This window comes from Lysinibacillus phoenicis (assembly GCF_047238325.1).
In the GTDB taxonomy this organism is placed as follows: domain Bacteria; phylum Bacillota; class Bacilli; order Bacillales_A; family Planococcaceae; genus Lysinibacillus; species Lysinibacillus irui.
Map to the genome: position 1 here is coordinate 569,556 of NZ_JBDFMP010000002.1, position 18,241 is coordinate 587,796.

Sequence of the window (18,241 nt, forward strand, 5' to 3'; positions counted from 1 at the left end):
TCACACTACTTTTCCATATTTTAAAGAACGTTTTTTCCATCTCAATCTTACTACTCTTCACAAAAAATACAACTCTTTTTAGCAAATTAAGCAATTTTTTTCGCAAAGGATGGAATAATGAAATAAAGCGTGCATTTTTCTTAATATTTTAGCGGGATTTTCAAGAAGAAAACGGTTCCAATATTAACCTCACTCTTGACTTCTACTGTTGCATTGTATTTTTCAAGTAACATCTTCGAAATACTTAGCCCTAAGCCAGTTCCACCAATTTGACGATTTCTTGCCTCATCCACGCGATAAAAACGATCAAAAATAAACGGAATATTGTCTTGTGCTATTCCTATACCATTATCAGCAATTTCTAAACATGCATAATTTCCAGCAACAGAAATAGAAATTTGTATCTCAGGAATTTTTTCACAATAACGAATAGCATTCTCTATTATATTACGAACGATTTGACTTAGTGCATTTTCGGTAATAAATAACGGACCTATTTCACCATGCTTCGACAGCAAAATTCGCGCTTGTGGATGCACGAGCTTCAGTTCATCTATCACCGCTTGGAGTACCACCAGTGCATTTGCCTCACTCGCATGATCTTTTTCTTCACGCCGTGCAAGCTCTAATAATTCCTCTATCATTTTGCGCATACGTGCGATTTCCGATAAAGAGGTATCTATCGATTCTTCTAAAATGGCAGGATCGTTTTTGCCCCATCTTTTTAAAAGTGAAAGATGTCCTTCAATTGCTTGTATGGGTGTTCGCAGCTCATGGGAAGCGTCTGCCACAAATTGTTGCTGCTTAGTAAAAGAAATTTGCAGCTCATTCATCATAGCATTGTACATTTTCAATAAATCGCCAATCTCATCATGTGATGTATAAGTCAATTGGATAGGCTCATTAAACCCCTGATCCATCACCTTTTTCATCGATGCACGCAATTCACGTAATGGCTTCATTAAATAATTGGCAAGATAATAGCCGATAGAACCCGATAACACTAATGCGCCTATCCCTGCTATAAGCATCGCTGTCAGTAGATAATGCATCAGTGATTGAAAGCTTGTTAACGGATGTATGACTTGAATATATCCCTGAAAAAAGCCTAGTTGCAATGGCTCGTTGATTACTAATACATCCTGCTTGTCGATTGTCGTCTCGATAACCTCTTGCATTGCAGTAAGAGGTACGGCTTCTGACGTATGATTAATACGTAGGATTTCTATGCCATCTACATTAAACAATCTGACCGTTTCATCACGATCGGCAATTGATTTCAGTAAACCTGTATTTTGTTGGATTTGCTGAATCGTAATATTGGGACCCTGAGATTCTAAAAAGGAGATGATATCCTTACTAGTTCGGACTACTTTACTCTCTTCATCATTTAATAACCATGTATGAAGAAATAAATAAACAACAACACATATAATGGTATAACTAATAAAGATGACGATACTCGACGTTAACATCCATTTTGTTTGCAAAGATTGGTGGCGTAGATATCCTTTTAATTTGTTCATTCACGCATCACGTATCCAACACCTCGAACGGTTTCAATATAAGCATTCATATCACCAGGTAGTTTTGTGCGTAAATGTCTTATATAAACATCTACTACATTGGTCTCAATATCTGTATCATATCCCCAAACTGACGTTAAAATATGTTCCCGTGTACATACTCTATTTTTGTGCTCGATTAATAGTTTCAGTAAATCGTATTCTGTCTTTGTTAAGTCAAGTTTATTCCCTTGCACAAAAACTTCATAGGCTGCTACATCTATTTCGATATCGCGAAAACAGAGGGATTCACTGTTTGCTGCCGCTGGCGTGACACGACGTAAAATCGTCCGTATTCTCGCAAGTAGCTCTTCAATCGCAAACGGTTTGACGATATAGTCATCCGCACCTGCATCTAAGCCCGCTACACGATCCATGACAGCATCTCTAGCCGTTAATAAAATAATAGGAACCTGTGACTGTGAACGTATACGCCGACAAATCTCTATCCCATTAATGCCAGGTAGCATTACATCCAGTAACAGGACATCAAAATTTTCAGCTGTTGCCATTGCAAGTCCTTCTCGACCATCGAAAGCAGCTTTCACCTCGTAGCCTTCATGCTGTAATTCTAGTTCGACAAAACGAGCAATATGCTTTTCATCTTCTACTAATAATATCTTTTTAGGCATCGTATCACCTTCTATTCCAAAATAGCGTATGAAGGATTTTAATCCATTTACGGTACTAGCATAACACCAATTAAAAAGTCTGTCTCACAAGTTTACCTTGTGGACAGACTTTTTTAATGGCTGCCAGAAATAGAGAGCTTATTTTTCCCCAATTCTTTTGATTTATATAAAGCTTGGTCAGCTAAATCCAATAACTCATCTAGTGTTTGGCCATGATCGGGATAATAAGCAATTCCTATGGAGGCTGTTGGTGAAAAATGATGATCTTCAATGATCCAGCCTAATGCTAATTCATCTCGAATCCGACGAATAATATGCATCATTTGGCTATGTCTTTTTTCTATATCTCTCGTTAACCCCGTTAAGATGACAATAAATTCATCGCCACCTAGACGAATAACCATATCATGACTACGAATCGTCTTGTTTAAGGCATCGCCAAATCGTTGAATAAATGCATCACCTGTGTCATGGCCAAAGCGATCATTTACCTCTTTAAAATCGTCACCATCTAGATAAAGCATAGCTACACATGTCTGATTGTCGTTTGCTTCCACCAGTAAATTCGGAAACTCCTTTTGTAAATAACGTCGATTAGGTAGCTGAGTTAAAGCATCATGATAAGCTAGATACAGCAAATCATTTTCCCGTTCTTTACGATGGGTAATTTCACGAGACACCATCATGATTTGTGACACCTTCTCCCGTTCAGGGTCATGGACAACTGTGACATTGCCCTCCGTCCAAATCGGCGTACCATCTTTCGCCCTCAGTAGTAGCTCAAACTGTGTATCAGTCTGACCAGAATAATTATTAATGAATGATTGCCACTCACTCTTACTTTCTCCATCAATAATGTCACTGTAAAACTGTCCTTGCAGCTCTACATTGTCATAGCCTAAATACATATTATAGGATGGGGATGTATAAATAATGATGCCATCCTCATTCGTGATGACAATTAAATCGTTCGTATTTTCCGTAATGAGGCGGAAAGTTCGTTCGATATTTTTTAATTCCGTGAACATTCTTTTCTTGTCCGTAATATCATAGTTAATGGTTAAAATTTGTTCGATGTCACCAAACTCGTTTTTTAATGGAACAATAGTGGCTTCAACCCAATAATCGGCATGATATTTCGTCCGATAGCATAGCTCCCCCTGCCAAATCTCCCCTGCATTAAGCTTGTCATTTATGCTCTGCAAAAAATCCTGCCCATGGATCCGTGGTTCGATTAATGCATACGGCTGGCCAATTAGCTCCTCTGCACTATAGCCACAAGCCTGTAAAAACATTTCACTTACTTCAGAAATATTGCCTTCATGATCTAATACGGCAATGGCCGTGGCAGAGTTTAATGCAGATTTAAATACATCAAGCCCGTGAGATTTCGAACGTAGTTCTGCTTTTTGAACCGTGAATTGGGTAAAGTCTTGCATGATAAGAAATATAGCAAAAGAATTATCATCCTGCATCACAGGTGATAATGATACTAAATACATTCGTTCCTGTTGGTCCAGCGTGTACAATCTAATGATCTTTTCTGCAACGTTTTTCCCTCTTGCCGCCATTTGTAAGCATAAATTTATTTCTTCCACTTCTTCTTTTGGAACGATTGGTAGATCAACAAACCTTTTTTGCTTGACGCTGTCATTATCTAGTTGGAAACCTTCCATAAAGCTTGCATTCACTTCGTAAATCATGCCTTCAGCAGATAAAATAACTGTAGAGAAAAAGGCATGATCAAACATGGACCGCATAAATAAAAATTTATCTTCAATACTGCGGTCATAAAGAATTTCCTTCGTGATGGCCAAAATATAGTCTTCATTATTATATGTCAATGGTCTGACGGACGTTTCGTATTTACGCACCTCCGACTGAACATATGCATAATCTACATAGTCAACCAGATTATGCTCGCTAATTGCCTGATGATACTTTTTCTGAATGATCGAGAAATTTCGTTTTGAGGTAACAGTCGAAAGCATTTTTCCAATCGCCTCATTGGATAACAGATCTCGAGCTGCTTGGTTTAAGCGAATATATTGATAATCGTCTCCTATTTTTTTCATGAGAAAAACAAAATCCTTGCCAATAAACAATTGATTAAAAAAATCTTCGCTTAAAAGATACTCCATGCTGTCACCTCCAGAAAACCCTTGCAATCATGATAAAAATGTTAGTATGTATCCGTATGTAGAATTAAAATAATACTACTATTATAACATAAAAATAAATAATTACCTTTCTAGAATCAGAAATAATATATCCTTTTTAGGGTAATATTTGATATATTACCTATTCTAGCAAAACTTAAATCCTACTAAAGAAATGGATAAATGATTAATATTAGTTAAAAGTGATAGGATAGACTTAATGTTAAAAAACAACAATAAAATTGATATTACCATCTCCTTTGTCAGAATTTACTGACTATTAAACTTAAATTTTGTTTTTTACGAGCAAAATGATTGCATCAAACAGTTTCTGTGTTATATTATATTTAAAAAACTAGCCTTTTTTCGGTATGGTCGAAATCAGTAAGACAGCGGGAGATTATGGAATATCATAGTTATAACGTCTAGTTCTTTGGGTTTTAATTCCAGTACGAATTTTAGTTTTCTTCTTTATGCTTCAACGGAATTGTTTTAACTACCCTAGTAAAGGAGGCGTTTCGTATGCTTAAACATCGAGACCTGCATGAATGTACAGAGCTTTATGAGCTATTATCACACCCTTCTGTATTCCCTTTTGTCCGTCAGAAAGCCACATCAGCTGATGAATATTGGTTTATGACAAAACAACTGATTGAGGAGGAGGCGAGAGGACTCGCTATCTCGAGGACCATTACTGATGACTGGGGTCAACCAATCGGCACCATTAGTATACACGATGTTGAGGACGGTGCAGGCTTTTTAGGAACGTGGATTGGACTCCCTTACCAAGGTAAAGGTTATAATCAAAAAGCGAAAATGTTATTTTTAAACGAGTTATTTTTTGAATACAATTTCCATACGGTCTTTCTCCGTATACGGGTTGAAAATATAAAATCACAGCGTGCTGCGTTAAAGCTCCCTTATGTGATGAGTGCAAACGAAAGCCATCCTACTCTACTAGCACAGGTCAATAGCGGCGAGGCACAATTTAATTTATTTAAAATTCCAAAAGATTTATTCTATCTAACAACAGCACATCAAATACAAGAAGGCGAAGAGCAAGCAATGTAACGCTCTTATATAAGAAGAAGCTATAGGTTTTGTCACATGACATGCCCTATAGCTTCTTTTTATAGCCTTTATTTTTTATATTGTAAAATTAATGACGCCATTTCATCTGGTGTTTTTGGCTTTTGCGTTTTCGCCATCGTCTCCACCATTTCTGCCTTACGCTCTGTTAGAGTATGAACAGATTTCATAAATGATTCCTTTGTTAGCTCTTCTTCCTGTAACACTTCTGCATAGCCTTGTTTTTTAAATAAATTGGCATTTAATATTTGATCTCCGCGGCTTTTTTGTGCAGAAAGCGGCACTAAAAGCATTGGCTTATGAAGCGCCAAAAATTCAAAGATGGAGTTAGAGCCTGCTCGCGACACAATAAAATCAGCTGCATGCAATAAATCAGGTAATTCAGTAGTCACATATTCAAATTGCTTGTAGCCTGGCATCTCTGCTAACGCTTCATCGTAATTCCCTTTACCACATAAATGGATAATATGAAATTGCTTTAAAAGCTCTGGCAAGTTTTTACGCAAGGCCTCATTGAGGACCACTGAGCCCAAACTTCCTCCCATGACAAGTAACACTGGCTTTAAAGTAGAAAAGCCACAGAAAGATAAACCTTTTGCTCTATCCCCTTGAAACAGCTCTGGACGGATAATAGAGCCCGTGCAAGTTGCCTTTTCTTGTGGTAAATGCTTCAGCGTTTCTTCAAAAATCGTGAACACATGTGAGGCAAAAGGCAACGCAATTTTATTAGCAAGACCTGGCGTCACATCGGATTCATGAATAACGACAGGAACACCCGCGAGTTTCGCTGCCATGACAACAGGGACAGAAACGAAACCTCCTTTGGAAAAGACAACTTGAGGCTTCACTTTTTTCATAATACGAAAAGCCTGCATCATTCCAGCAAGCACTTTAAATGGATCTGTAAAATTTTTCATTGAAAAATAACGACGCAATTTACCACTCGCAATGCCATAAAACGGAACATTGGGAAATGCCTCGCCTATTAATTCTTTTTCAATACCCTGTTCTGAGCCAATATAGTGGACATCATAACCAAGTTCGAGTAAAGACGGGAGTATCGCTTGGTTTAACGATACATGGCCAGCTGTCCCACCACCGGTTAAAATGATTGTTTGTTGTTTCACATGAATTCTCCTATTCCTTAAAAACCATTGTAGTCAGCACTACTTTTTGTTTACAGTGTTCTATTTTACTATATGCTGACGAAAAGATATAGATGAAGCATGAAAAATTCAGCTTTTCTCTCCTTACATATGCTATACTTGTTCATTATGTTCATGAAGGAAGTATAAAACATGTACCAAACATCTACAATCAAGGAAAAATACGCATTACTCTTAAAAATGATTGTCCCTATACTAGTGACACAAGTAGCTATTTATCTCATTTCATTTTTTGATATTTTAATGTCCAGTCGCTATGGGACGGCAGATTTAGCAGGTGTATCGATTGGCTCCTCTATATGGATGCCCATTTATACTGGCCTGTCAGGGATTCTTCTTGCCATTACACCGATTGTCTCACAGCTTGTCGGTGCAAAAAAAGAGATGGATGCTAAAAAGGCTGTCCAGCAAGGCATTTATGTAGCCATCATGCTAGCTATTATTATTTTCTCAGGACTCTTTTTTGGCATTGACTGGATACTTAGCAAGATGAGCTTAGAATCCGCTGTACATAATATTGCCAAGGGCTACATTTATGCAATGTGTGCTGGTCTATTACCACTATTCTTATTCTTTGTTATGCGTTGCTTTATTGACGCACTCGGACAGACACGTGTCACAATGATTATTACTTTAATGACAACGCCGATTAATATTGCCCTTAACTATATGTTTATTTTCGGTAAATTCGGCGCACCTGAGCTTGGTGGGATTGGTGCTGGTGTCGCAACAGCCATTACATATTGGCTCATTTTCATGATTACGGTATGGATTATCGCGAAACGAGTACCGTTCGAACGTTTCCGTCTGTTTCACCAATGGCCTAAACTAGAATGGCTGCGCTGGAAGGAAATATTACTCATTGGTGTACCGATTGGCATTTCCTTATTTGCAGAAACAAGTATTTTCTCTGCCGTGACGATGATGATGAGTAACTTTAGCACTGAAATAATTGCAGCCCACCAGATTGCCTTAAATTTCACTTCCCTTTTATATATGGTACCGCTTAGTATTTCCATGGGCGTTACGATATTAGTAGGCTTTGAAATTGGCGCTGGACGCATGCGTGATGCCCGCATTTATAGTTATCTATGTGTAGGAACAGCCATTTTGTTTAGCTTTATTTCTGCTTGTATCCTATTCATTTTACGTGAACCAGTAGCTCATATGTATACAGCAGACAGCATGGTGCTCGAATATGCCGTACAGTTTTTAGTCTATGCGGCGATTTTCCAGCTATCTGATGCGATCCAAGCACCTGTACAGGGAGCTTTAAGAGGATATAAAGATGTGATGATAACATTTATAATGGCCATTATCTCTTACTGGGTAATCGGCTTGCCTGTAGGCTATGTCCTTGCTACGCATACTGATTTTGGCCCATTCGGCTATTGGATTGGACTTGTTGCAGGCCTTACAATGGGTGCTATTACCCTTCTCATTCGCTTACTTATCGTACAAAAAAGAGTGACCGTCTAACGATTAAAAAATCGCCTTTTCCTGTTGAGAAAGGCGATTTTTATCGTATAACTCCTGTACGAATGATTTTTACTTGAACTGTCGGCACAAGCTGTAATGATGCAAATTCATCACGCCAGTTTTCTTGAAACATGTTTGGGTGGTAAGCCCGAATATGACGACCTATCCCTAATGTATCTGACTTTTGATTTTGAAGAATGCGTAAAACCTCCTCAAATTCAGCCTGCACACGATCTTGAAACAATTGTTGAACATCTTTGAAAATGGAATCTTTATATAAATGATTTTGGGCAAATTCCTCAATTTCCATGTCTATTTGATAGTCCATCGTGATTCTTCGTAATTCCTCATTCACTGTCCATTTCCTTTTCACATGAATAACATTTGCTGTAATCGGCATTTCTTTTCCATCATGCTTCCACATATAGCTCATTCGTGCTTGTTTACTAGATTGATTCATTAAAAGCAGCATCATTAATGATTGATCTGGCGTTAAGACTGTACCCGTAAAGGTTTGACCTGAAAACAAGGCTAAACCAGCTGCAACCGCATGCTTTTTATCCTCACTTAGCTTGATATATGGAAGAGCAATATCGATTGTCTGTTCAAATAACATTGAGCCAACGGTCTGTAAATCCAGCTTCGGAAAATAGGTATTTTCTTCTGAACTTTCAATAAACCGTTGATAATAGCCTCCTGCACTACCCGATAAATCTTTTGTTAAGTCAATAAACGGTTGTACATCCCCATCTGTTATTGCAATTTTGATGGAAATGGGGTTATGGGGATCACGGAAATAAATATCTAAAATATCATAAAGGGGCTCTTTTACCGTTTGATCAGAAACAAGAATAGTTGATAGTTCTGATAAATCAAGTGTCTGCTCGACATTCAAATTGGCTTTACTACGAACATCCCTTGGTGAAATTCCCTCAGCCATAATAATCTCTGTTTGCTGAGCAGTATTGTTGGGATAGGCATAATAACCTTTATATTCCCCCACACGCCCTTCCACACCAACAAGCGTCACAACGGAAGCATTTTTATAGAGGCGTTCATCCCAACAAGCGACAAGCAGCAAGACGGACAACATCAGTAGAATCCCCTTACGATACACCTTTTCCCCTCCATTTATTCCAATAGATAATGACAATGGGTAACAAAAACGTAAAGACTAAAAATAGATAATGTAAAGAGTTTTTGATTAATTCTATGCTTCGGAATTTAATAACAAAAAGCGGAAGAACAGCTAGCAATATGTGATAGACAACTATACTTCCAATCGGTTTCTTCCTATTTTTCTTCAAATACAGCAAACGAAAAGACAGCCCGAAAATCATGACCGTAACAATCGACCAAGAAAGCCATATATAAACGAAAAAAATATCAAGCCGCTTCACGAATGTGACTTCCTGTGATTTCAAAATATACATAATTGGCTCTGGAATAAGCTTGATCTCCTCCAAACCAAAAAACATTTGCGTAAAAACAATCGACATAAAGAAAAAAATAAAAATGACCAGTTGATAGATGAACAATGGTTTCCCTTTGACCTGTAATTCCTTCTGTACATACGGTCGATAGATGAGGTACATTTCAATTCCAAAATAAGCGTAAGTGCTATGAATGATCCCCGCTATGATTTGTTTATTATTCCACTCAACTGGGAAAAGGTTACTCCACGTTAAGTCAGGTAGCGCTAGCATTAAAAAAATCACAAATAGCAAAATAATCGGCAGTAGCATGACACTCATATTAATGACTGTTTCAGGTCTACTCACATTGGCATAAAGAGATAGTGCAGCAATAATGACTACAACAATCCATTCAGGTGTCTGCGGGAGTACCCATGAGGCTAATACATAGCCCATATAGGCAATTAAAATAGCTGTTAGCAGCAGCCAATAAATTTGATAGATCCATCGAAAGAATGCATTTAAATAGAAATATTGATAATTACGTTCGAAAAATAGGAGTAGACCATAATGTATGACACTACCTACCATAAAGATCCACCAAGCATTCGTCTGACTGCCAATGATTAATGGTGTTTGGAAGGCAATATAAACAACACCTGTCTGTATGATAAATAATAAAAGAAAAAATTGAGCTTTTGAAAGAGAAACATTCATGGTGTATCCTCATTTTTTGCCTGTGCATCCTTTGGCGGCTGAAAGCTAGTAACTTGAACGGATGGCTTAATAAACGGCCAGCGTAAAAAGATTTTAAAGACCGCTTTTGGCTGAAATGGAATGATCGGTGAAAAATACGGCTGTTTTAAGGACGTTAAATTGAGGAGATGAATGAGTAAAATAACAATCCCCACAACAATCCCTAAAAAACCAAACATAGAGGCTAGTACCATAAACGGAAATCGTAGCATACGAATTGTACTATTCAATTCAACGGATGGCACCACATAGCTGGAAATAGCCGTTAGAGCGACAACGATGACCATTAAATTGGATACTAGGCCCGCACTTACAATTGCATCCCCTATAACTAAGCCTCCAACAATCCCGATGGTTTGCCCTACGGATTGTGGTAAACGAATGCTCGATTCTCGAATTAATTCCATAATAATTTCAAGAATAAGGGCTTCGATTAATGGACGATAAGGGATATCCTTTACATCATTTTTCACTTGATTACTTAATTCCAAAGGCAATACCTCAAAGTGAAAGCTAATCACGGCAATATAAAAAGCTGGTAAAAAAACAGCAGTTATAAACGACAGCAATCGGACAATTTTATAAAAGGATCCAACGATTACTCGACCATTGTAGTCGTCTGGTGTTTGATAGAAAGAGAAAAACGTGACGGGTGCAATAAAAGCGGTTGGTGAAATATTCGTCATCACGACAACCTTACCCTCCACTAAATTGGCAACAACCCGATCAGGATGTTCTGTATTTAGCAATTGAGGAAATGGAGACAACACAGAATCCTCCAATGCATCACTTAATTGACCTATACTATAAAAATAGTCGATATCGAGAGACCTAATACGCTTCTCTATCTCACGCAGTGTCTCCGGTTGGATCACCCCATCCATGTAGAGATAATACGCTTTTGTTTTGGTTTCTTTGCCAACCAGAAAAGATTTAACGACAAGCGCTGGATTATTCACCCGCTTGCGTAACAAGGCTAAATTCGTATCGATTCTTTCAATAAAACCTTCATGGGAGCCACGTAGAATATGTTCATTAATAGGTTCTTCAAGATTTCGGTGGACATCGTTGATAATAGAAAGTGTCAGCATTTTCCCTATTTCAGGCAATATAACAATTGTTTCGCCCTGGCATACCCGCTCAATCGCTAGAGGGAGGTCAAAATCTTCTAATGTCGTAATTAAGGTTTCACTCCAAAAAGGCTTTTCTGTATCTAATCGTGCATAAATCGTATCTAATACTTTTTGTACTTCCTTCGCATCAACAAGAGAAGCGTAAAAGCATAAAATAGCAGGGTTTCCTTCATGCCAATCTACCTGTCTGACTGTCAAATCAGATGAATGGTAGAATGCTTTTTGCAGGCTTTTCATCATATATTCCACTTTATCCATAAAACGCCTCCTCTATTGGAGAGTATAAGCATTTTTAGCAGTTTTCAAACGCCACTCTTATAAGGGAACAGAGACATAAAAAAAGATGCCCTTAAGGAAAAAGGAGCATCTTGATGGTGTTTTATTTTTTAAAATAAGTCTCGAGATCCTCATACAGAAAAGGCTTACCTTCCATTTTTTCATGTTGGTTATGCAAGGCTAATTTCTTCTCACCCTCTTGTGTCAAGAGAAGCGCGCTTATTTCCTTGATATACGCTCCTATTTAGTTGAAAGGTGCTCGATTACCTTGGTTCCGCTCCTATTTAGAGGATAGGCGCTCCTTTTACATTGCTACCCGCTCCTTTTTGGTCGAAAAGCGCTCTTATTAACCTATTACCCGCTCCTTTTTGGTCGAAAAGTGCTCTTATTAACCTAATACCCGCTCCTATTTAGATGAAAGGCGCTCTTATTACCGTGGTTCCCGCTCCTTTTTGGTCGAAAAGCGCTCTTATTAACCTGATACCCGATCCTATTTAGAGGATACCCGCTCCTATTTGAAGAAATCCGTTCTAATTACTTTGCCATATGCTACTTTTCTAGAAGGTAGCTCCCCATTAAATCAACAAAAAAAATGCTCTATAAGCCTCGGCAGACTTATAGAGCATCTTTCTTTAAACGGTTGATTATTTTTGGATAAATTGTTGTGTCCAGTAGTTACCTGATTTCACGTAACCTACCCCGATATGTGTAAAGTTACCGTTTAAGATATTCGCACGGTGACCTGGTGAGTCCATCCATGCTTGTACCACCTCTTGTGGTGAACGTTGACCTTGGGCAATGTTCTCACCAGCAGCTTTGTAAGTGATACCTAAAGCTTTCATACGATCAAATGGTGAACCGAATGTTGGACTTGTATGTGAGAAATAGTTTTTACTTTGCATATCTTGTGATTTTTCACGAGCTGCAGCCATTAATTTTGCATCAGTTTGAAGTGGTGATAAACCTGCTTTTGTACGTTCTGCATTTGTTAATTTAACTACTTCTTGTTCAAATGCGTTTACATCTGAAGTTGTTGTAGATGGTGTTGTTGCTGGTTTTTCATTTTGTGATGGTTGATTATTATTTGGTGTCGGTTGTGTATTATCATTTGTAGTTGGCGTCTCTTTAGATGGTGTAGATGCCTGTGGTAATTGAATGTTCCACTTATGATTGTTTGACCATTTATAATAATAAACATTACAGTTCGTTGACTGCTTTACGGAATTCCCTTCTGTTGTATTAGTAGCAGCAGAAGCTATTTGAATTGGAGCTGCTAATAGAAATGTTGCACAAATTGCAGTGAGTGTTTTTTTCATGTTTGCAATTCCTCCTTCTCTGCCATTAATCGTAAGGGATGATTTTCTTTAAATTCCTACCATCATTTGCTAACTACGCCAACAAGGAAAGAAATGCGCGAAAAATCGGGTTTTTTTTACCCTACTTTTTAGTAGGTTTCTCCAATCTATGAAATACTTACGTTCGAAAGAGGGTTGACACTCCTCTTAAACTAGTAAATATTTTCGAAAAACAGCATTTAAAATGAATAAAAAATGTATGTTTTATGCAACCGATCCTATTCCTCATTTTTTCATTTCAATTGTTGAATAGAGCTAGAGATGGCTAGCATTGATAGCTGATAGCCATTCTAATATTACAGTTATGTTACAAAGGCGTTACATTTCATTTACATAAAAATAAAAGAACCTGCGTAAAACTACACATGACCTATATGTGTAAAAATGCGCAGGTTAACATTTTATTTAATTCATCCCAATAACAGGTAGTGAACCAACATTCTCTCCAATGATGACAAGTTTTGCTGGCATTTTAATATACTCGGGCAGCCATTGTACCATCCCATAAGCGTATTGGAACAGCATCGGATTTTTGATGCCCTCAATTGGTACATAGCCTTTCATACGGTAAATCGTTTCAGGTAATGTTCGAACCCAATCTTCAAACTGCTCCTGAGAAAATTCCACATCCGTGAATTCTACTAAACGTGAGCCAAGCTGCATGGAGGCAATAGGTGCTTTGACAATGTCCGCTTTATCAACCTGTGTCGTTGCCTTTAATCCCTCTAATAAATGTAGTGGTACACGCCCATTTGTTGTTTGCAAAATAAAGGCATGTGGGTTTAAGCCCTGGAGCTCGTAGACGACCTGACCTTGCTCCACCTCTGTTAATAAATCTGTTTTATTTGCCAATAAGAGATGTGCATGGCGAATTTGTTCCATAAATAAAGAACGTACTTGCGGTGTTAGCGTTTCACGATGGAGCCAAAGCTTAGAATCAGCTACTGTGACAATGCCTTTGACATTAAGCTTATCAGCAAAAAGGGGTGAATACACAGCATCTAATGCTTCCACGGGATGTGCTGCACCTGTTGTTTCAATAATTAACACATCAAAATCACTATCTAATAGAAGAGATTGAATTTGTGCCTCCGTTTTTTCAGCACCTGAACAGCAAATACAGCCTTCTAGCATCTCTTTAAGAGGAATATCTTTTTCTACTGCCTGTGAGTCAAATGGTAACTTCCCAAGCTCATTCATAATGACTGCTGGCTTTAAGTTTTTTTCTTTTAGTTGGCGAATGACATCTGTGAGCATTGACGTTTTGCCACTCCCTAAAAAGCCACTAAAAAGGTATACATCTTTCATCTTATTCGTCCTCCTATAAAAAAAGCTGTCGCAGATGCCGTGAAAGACGACTGCTGCGACAGCTACACTGTTAGTTTGTTGATTCCTCAGTTTTTTCAGCTGTTCCTAAAAGAAGCTCTTTGGCTTTTAACAACTGTGGATCATCCGCTTTCATTTTCGCACGTAAAGCATCCATTAATGCGTACGTTGTATTACCAGTTAAAATACCTGTTTGTTCAAGGTTATTCGCTGCTTGTAGTTCTTCTACAGCACGCTCTGTATTGTCATCAAAAATGCCATCGACCTCACCAGGCTCATACCCTAATACTTGAAGCATCTCCTCTGCTGCTTTCACAGAGTCAGATTGTAAACCTGCCTTCATTTCAATAGAGGCATTCAAGTATGGTAAAGAGGCATAAGATGGGTAAGCCACTTTGACATCAGGCTCAATCCCTTTTTCATTAATCCAGTTACCTTTAGGCGTTAACCATTTGCCTGTTGTAAATTTCAGATTAGAGCCATCTTTTAATGGTGTCACATTTTGAACAGTACCTTTACCGAAGGATGTTTCACCTACAACTTTGGCACCAACAGATTCTTTTAAAGCACCTGCTAAAATCTCTGAAGCAGAAGCACTACCATTATCGACAAGCACTGTGATTGGTAGATTATATTTCTTCCCTGCAATAGCGTTTGTGATTTGTGGCTCTGCATTTTTTTCTTGAACCTGAACAATCGCCTTGCCCTCTGGTACAAAGAAGTTAGAAATATCTACTGCAGCTTTTAAGTAGCCACCAGGATTTTGACGTAAATCTAAGACAATGCCCTTCATGCCTTTACCTTCGTATTCAGCAAGGATTTTGTCAAGCTCTTGGGCAGTTTGTTCACTAAATGATGTAATTTGAATATGGGCAATATTGCCATCAAGCATTTCGCCATACACTGTTTCCACTGGTATATCATCACGAACAATTGTCATGTGAATAGGCTCCGTATTTTCTCCGCGTTTCACTGTTAATTTCACAGGTGTTCCTTTTTCCCCGCGAATGAGTGCCACTGCTTCCGTTGCACTGAAGCCTTGAATGCTTTTCCCATCAACCGTTAAGATGATATCTTTTGGTAATAAGCCTGCCTTTTCAGCAGGAGAATTTTTGATAGGTGACACAACTGTAATATAACCATTACGTTCTTGAATTTCAGCACCAATTCCTTGGAAGCTAGAAGATAAGCCAGAATTAAATTGGTCGGCCTCTTCCTTCACCATAAAGTCAGAATATGGATCTCCTAATGCATCAAACATACCATTGATCGCACCGTCGACTACTTTTTCATCATCAATATCTTGGTAATAGTTATTTTTCAGTAAATCAAATGCTTCATATAATTTTGTAAATTCCGCACGTTCAACCGGAACTTTCACTTCCACTACTTTCTTATCACCAAATGTTAACGCAAAAATCGTTAAACCTGCCGTGATAAGAATAGTAAAGAACATGAGCATGATAAATTTAAACGGTTTCAGTTGAATAAATTGTCCTGCCGGCTTTATTTCAGCTGGTGTCGTTTCCTGCTGCTGTTCTGTACTTTCTTTTTTCTGTTCATCCATCTTGATTGTCACCACTCTCATTTACACTAACTTGTTGTCACACTACTACCATCTTAACAGGTTATACAGAAGACGAAAAGAAAAAGACTGTCAAAATTTCATGACAGACCATGTCCAATCATGCTTCATCCTATCTAGTATTCTAGCACCTATTCACCTAAGTTTAGACATATAATGGTACTGCCTTTTAATTTTACTCATTTCCTAGTAGCAGTCAACAAAAAACGAAAAGAAACATAGAAAAGCTATAAGAATATAACGTGCAAGAGAGCAAAAAAGTTGCACCTCATTAACTATACATTAATTTTTGCAGTTTTTTATAGACCGAATGGACGGTTAATCGATGAAAGGTAATAAGTTGCCCTTTATAAACGACAGAAAAAATGCCATATGGAGTAGGCGATTTTTCCATCAGATCCTCTCTATTTTGAAGGTCAATCAGATCTGGTATCAATCCTAATTTATTCGCCGCTACTTGAATGTTTTCTGTAGCTACTTCAACATAGGGGCATTGAAACGAACGCAAAATAGTTAGGTTTTGAAATTTCGCCAATCGTTCCTTCCAGTTATTAGGAAAGTAAGGCAAATCAACATTTTCTTGTAATGCAAACATTAATAATTCGAAATCATAAGGTGCTGTTGCAATACATTGAAATTGGTGCTGTAAAAATAAATCCTTGCTCGGTGTCCAGGATGTTTGATCATTCGATAGGACGACTACTCCTTTTTTCCCTCTCTTTTTGGCATCCTCTAAACATTTTTTCAGTAATTGTGTTCCGTAACCCTTGCCTACTGCACTCACCCAGAGACAATGAATAACTACAAAGCCATCAGCATAAACGACCCTCGACGAGTACTCCGCATCTGCATACTCAATAAAACCTACTTGTTTACCATTTTCAAGTAGCTGTATGTAGTGTAAACCTTTTTCAAATTGTTGATTGAGCCATTTGTTTTTGTTTAGATAGCCTGGCGAATTCTTTTTGCTCCGTAAACAGAAACTGCCCATTCCCTCTAACCATTCTCCGTTCATTTCAAGCATTTCTATCTGTGACATGGCATTTCCTCCAATAATGATTTCTGCTAATTTTACCATTATTGGTGAATGATTCAAATAGCGTTATCGTGAACGTGAATCGCCTTTTCTTAAGCTTACGCATATGATGCTAGTAATGACACATGTAAGGAGGAAAAACAATGGGGAGAAATAATAAACAAAACCAAGGCAATGAATCGATAGAAATTTACGCGGCTAAGCTATCTTATATTGGTACAGCCATTTCAACACTAGGGGATGGCTTACAGACCATTGCAGCTGGTCTTGTACTAGAAGCGCTCCAAAACGCGAACAATGATTCTTCTCAAAATAATAATGGCAATGGCAATGGGAATGGCAATCAAACAGTGAAAATAGATAATATGCAGAAACAAATTGATTATTTAATTACTGAGCTTAAACAAATTAAAAAAATGTTAAAATAACCCTTTACATAAAGAAAAAGTGTTGAAGACGTTTTGCTTCAACACTACTGTTTTTTTTCCATTTTCTTCGGCGTCCCCTGTATTTCCATCAATTCAGAAACTGTTACAAATTGATAACCCTGTTTTTCCAGCTCAGGTAGAATCTGCTCCAGTGCTTTGACTGTTTGGGCTCGGTTTCCACCACCATCATGAAAGAGAACAATATTACCAGCCTTCACACCTTTCAGTACCGTGTTAACGATACGATGGACTCCAGGGCTTTTCCAATCTAGCGTATCCAAATGCCAGGACCACATCACGACTTTATAGCCTTCCTTGGTAATTGCTTCAATCATTGCATCGGTATATTGTCCCTCGACCGGCCGGAATAATGTTGGCTGATAGCCCGTAATACCAACAATTACTTCATCGGTTTGTTGAATTTCTTTCATTAAGTTCGGCACATTTGTTTTTAAAGGGTGCGTAAATGTGTGATTGGCTAATTCATGCCCCTCTTCATACATTCTTGAAAGAAGTTCTGGATTTTTTTCTGCATTTTGGCCGACAATAAAAAAGGTAGCTTTCGCATTATATTGCTCCAAGACATCGAGAATTTCTGCTGTATATTTACGATGCGGGCCATCATCAAAAGTTAAGGCAATGATTTTTTCATCTGTTTGGATTTCCCAAAGAATTTGTCCCGCTTCTTCATAATACTTTCTTCCTTTATTCTCAGAAGAACTCACTTTCATATAAAAAAATGACACGGTAATTAGACAAAGTGGTAGTAAAAACAGTAAAAGCTTTTTCACATTTTCACGTCCCCAAATAATTTTTTCGTACTTTATTATTTGAGGATTTC

At 37.9% G+C, this 18,241-nt stretch carries 15 protein-coding genes; 3 read left to right on the forward strand and 12 right to left on the reverse strand.

Annotated elements, in window-relative coordinates; genetic code table 11:
* Positions 1-140: 140 nt before the first annotated feature.
* The 3 genes from ABC382_RS04055 to ABC382_RS04065 form a co-directional block, all read right to left on the reverse strand.
* On the reverse strand, positions 141-1,526 hold the full coding sequence (locus tag ABC382_RS04055; RefSeq protein WP_312506956.1) for a sensor histidine kinase: 1,386 nt from the start codon (positions 1,524-1,526) through the stop codon (positions 141-143).
* Positions 1,523-2,197: a response regulator transcription factor gene (locus ABC382_RS04060; protein ID WP_274797150.1), complete on the reverse strand. Its 675-nt coding sequence runs from the start codon at positions 2,195-2,197 to the stop codon at positions 1,523-1,525. The genes ABC382_RS04055 and ABC382_RS04060 overlap by 4 nt, the downstream gene beginning before the upstream one ends.
* A gap of 113 nt (positions 2,198-2,310) precedes the next feature.
* The gene (locus ABC382_RS04065) at positions 2,311-4,338 is read right to left on the reverse strand and encodes a diguanylate cyclase domain-containing protein (protein ID WP_412926597.1); all 2,028 of its coding nucleotides are present in this window, start codon (positions 4,336-4,338) and stop codon (positions 2,311-2,313) included.
* A 540-nt stretch (positions 4,339-4,878) separates the two neighbouring features.
* On the opposite strand from ABC382_RS04065, the gene ABC382_RS04070 reads away from it, so the two are divergent.
* Positions 4,879-5,427, forward strand: a complete 549-nt coding sequence (locus ABC382_RS04070) for a GNAT family N-acetyltransferase (protein ID WP_274797147.1) — start codon at positions 4,879-4,881, stop codon at positions 5,425-5,427.
* A 68-nt stretch (positions 5,428-5,495) separates the two neighbouring features.
* On the opposite strand, the gene ABC382_RS04075 is transcribed toward ABC382_RS04070, so the two are convergent.
* The gene (locus ABC382_RS04075; RefSeq protein WP_274797145.1) at positions 5,496-6,572 is read right to left on the reverse strand and encodes an undecaprenyldiphospho-muramoylpentapeptide beta-N-acetylglucosaminyltransferase; all 1,077 of its coding nucleotides are present in this window, start codon (positions 6,570-6,572) and stop codon (positions 5,496-5,498) included.
* Positions 6,573-6,743: 171 nt separating this feature from the next.
* Here ABC382_RS04075 and ABC382_RS04080 point away from each other — a divergent pair, with 171 nt between their 5' ends.
* Positions 6,744-8,090 carry an MATE family efflux transporter gene (locus tag ABC382_RS04080; protein WP_274797144.1) on the forward strand — a complete coding sequence of 449 codons (1,347 nt, stop codon included), beginning with the start codon at positions 6,744-6,746 and terminating at the stop codon, positions 8,088-8,090.
* Between the two features lie 40 nt (positions 8,091-8,130).
* Here the strand turns inward: ABC382_RS04080 and ABC382_RS04085 are convergent, their stop codons facing one another.
* The 7 genes from ABC382_RS04085 to ABC382_RS04115 all read right to left on the reverse strand — a co-directional run bounded on the left by ABC382_RS04085 (position 8,131) and on the right by ABC382_RS04115 (position 16,975).
* Positions 8,131-9,207: a Ger(x)C family spore germination protein gene (locus ABC382_RS04085; RefSeq protein WP_312506889.1), complete on the reverse strand. Its 1,077-nt coding sequence runs from the start codon at positions 9,205-9,207 to the stop codon at positions 8,131-8,133.
* Positions 9,197-10,222 carry a GerAB/ArcD/ProY family transporter gene (locus ABC382_RS04090; protein ID WP_312506888.1) on the reverse strand — a complete coding sequence of 342 codons (1,026 nt, stop codon included), beginning with the start codon at positions 10,220-10,222 and terminating at the stop codon, positions 9,197-9,199. Before ABC382_RS04090 ends, ABC382_RS04085 begins: the two co-directional genes overlap by 11 nt.
* Positions 10,219-11,652 (reverse strand): spore germination protein, encoded by a 1,434-nt coding sequence (locus ABC382_RS04095; RefSeq protein WP_407134475.1) that lies wholly within the window; start codon positions 11,650-11,652, stop codon positions 10,219-10,221. The genes ABC382_RS04090 and ABC382_RS04095 overlap by 4 nt, the downstream gene beginning before the upstream one ends.
* A gap of 662 nt (positions 11,653-12,314) precedes the next feature.
* On the reverse strand, positions 12,315-12,986 hold the full coding sequence (locus ABC382_RS04100) for a CAP domain-containing protein (RefSeq protein WP_412926598.1): 672 nt from the start codon (positions 12,984-12,986) through the stop codon (positions 12,315-12,317).
* Between the two features lie 444 nt (positions 12,987-13,430).
* Positions 13,431-14,333, reverse strand: coding sequence for a CobW family GTP-binding protein (locus tag ABC382_RS04105; protein ID WP_412926599.1), 903 nt, complete (start codon positions 14,331-14,333; stop codon positions 13,431-13,433).
* A gap of 70 nt (positions 14,334-14,403) precedes the next feature.
* The gene (locus ABC382_RS04110; RefSeq protein ID WP_312506885.1) at positions 14,404-15,918 is read right to left on the reverse strand and encodes a lmo1851 family serine protease; all 1,515 of its coding nucleotides are present in this window, start codon (positions 15,916-15,918) and stop codon (positions 14,404-14,406) included.
* Between the two features lie 289 nt (positions 15,919-16,207).
* Entirely contained in the window at positions 16,208-16,975 is a 768-nt protein-coding gene (locus ABC382_RS04115; protein WP_412926600.1) for a GNAT family N-acetyltransferase, read from the reverse strand.
* Between the two features lie 140 nt (positions 16,976-17,115).
* On the opposite strand from ABC382_RS04115, the gene ABC382_RS04120 reads away from it, so the two are divergent.
* Complete coding sequence (locus tag ABC382_RS04120; protein WP_412926601.1) at positions 17,116-17,400, forward strand: translation initiation factor 2; 285 nt, start codon at positions 17,116-17,118, stop codon at positions 17,398-17,400.
* Positions 17,401-17,444: 44 nt separating this feature from the next.
* Here ABC382_RS04120 and ABC382_RS04125 read toward each other — a convergent pair whose 3' ends face one another.
* Positions 17,445-18,191, reverse strand: coding sequence for a polysaccharide deacetylase family protein (locus ABC382_RS04125; protein ID WP_412926602.1), 747 nt, complete (start codon positions 18,189-18,191; stop codon positions 17,445-17,447).
* Between the last annotated feature and the right edge of the window lie 50 nt (positions 18,192-18,241).

Excerpts from the sequence above, each read along its gene's own strand:
- ABC382_RS04055 (WP_312506956.1), bottom strand. The coding sequence starts at position 1,526 with ATGAACAAATTAAAAGGATATCTACGCCACCAATCTTTGCAAACAAAA.
- ABC382_RS04060 (WP_274797150.1), bottom strand. The coding sequence starts at position 2,197 with ATGCCTAAAAAGATATTATTAGTAGAAGATGAAAAGCATATTGCTCGT.
- ABC382_RS04065 (WP_412926597.1), bottom strand. The coding sequence starts at position 4,338 with ATGGAGTATCTTTTAAGCGAAGATTTTTTTAATCAATTGTTTATTGGC.
- ABC382_RS04070 (WP_274797147.1), top strand. The coding sequence starts at position 4,879 with ATGCTTAAACATCGAGACCTGCATGAATGTACAGAGCTTTATGAGCTA.
- ABC382_RS04080 (WP_274797144.1), top strand. The coding sequence starts at position 6,744 with ATGTACCAAACATCTACAATCAAGGAAAAATACGCATTACTCTTAAAA.
- ABC382_RS04090 (WP_312506888.1), bottom strand. The coding sequence starts at position 10,222 with ATGAATGTTTCTCTTTCAAAAGCTCAATTTTTTCTTTTATTATTTATC.
- ABC382_RS04095 (WP_407134475.1), bottom strand. The coding sequence starts at position 11,652 with ATGGATAAAGTGGAATATATGATGAAAAGCCTGCAAAAAGCATTCTAC.
- ABC382_RS04100 (WP_412926598.1), bottom strand. The coding sequence starts at position 12,986 with ATGAAAAAAACACTCACTGCAATTTGTGCAACATTTCTATTAGCAGCT.
- ABC382_RS04105 (WP_412926599.1), bottom strand. The coding sequence starts at position 14,333 with ATGAAAGATGTATACCTTTTTAGTGGCTTTTTAGGGAGTGGCAAAACG.
- ABC382_RS04110 (WP_312506885.1), bottom strand. The coding sequence starts at position 15,918 with ATGGATGAACAGAAAAAAGAAAGTACAGAACAGCAGCAGGAAACGACA.
- ABC382_RS04115 (WP_412926600.1), bottom strand. The coding sequence starts at position 16,975 with ATGTCACAGATAGAAATGCTTGAAATGAACGGAGAATGGTTAGAGGGA.
- ABC382_RS04120 (WP_412926601.1), top strand. The coding sequence starts at position 17,116 with ATGGGGAGAAATAATAAACAAAACCAAGGCAATGAATCGATAGAAATT.